The 523-nt window shown below is 63.3% G+C and carries 1 protein-coding gene; it reads left to right on the plus strand.

The genetic code is table 11. The features are described from left to right. Nucleotides 1-523: class II fructose-bisphosphate aldolase (locus tag ARGLB_RS12010; protein ID WP_003802773.1), on the plus strand; the 523-nt coding region annotated here is incomplete at both ends.

A 523-nucleotide genomic window follows, 5' to 3' on the forward strand; every position in this document is an offset into this window, starting at 1 on the left:
AGACGCTGCAGGAAAACCTGCGGATCGCCCGTGAGCTGCTGGACCGGACCGCTGCCGCGAAGATGATCCTGGAGGTCGAGATCGGCACGGTCGGCGGCGAGGAGGACGGCGTCGAGAACGAGATCAACGAGAAGCTGTACACCACGGTCGAAGACGCGCTGGCCACGGTGGAGGCGCTGGGTTCGGGGGAGAACGGCCGCTACATCACGGCGCTGACGTTCGGCAATGTGCATGGCGTGTACAAGCCGGGCGGGGTGAAGCTGCGTCCGGAGATTCTGAAGGACATCCAGGCCCAGGTCGGGGCGAAGATCGGCAAGGACAGCCCGTTCGACCTGGTGTTCCATGGCGGTTCGGGTTCCTCGGACCAGGAGATCGCGGACGCTGTCTCGTACGGCACGATCAAGATGAACATCGACACGGACACCCAGTACGCGTACACGCGTCCGGTGGCGGACCACATGTTCAAGAACTACGACGGTGTCCTGAAGGTCGACGGCGAGGTGGGCAACAAGAAGACCTACGA

The sequence above is a fragment of the Arthrobacter globiformis NBRC 12137 genome (genome assembly GCF_000238915.1).
GTDB classification, from domain to species: domain Bacteria; phylum Actinomycetota; class Actinomycetes; order Actinomycetales; family Micrococcaceae; genus Arthrobacter; species Arthrobacter globiformis.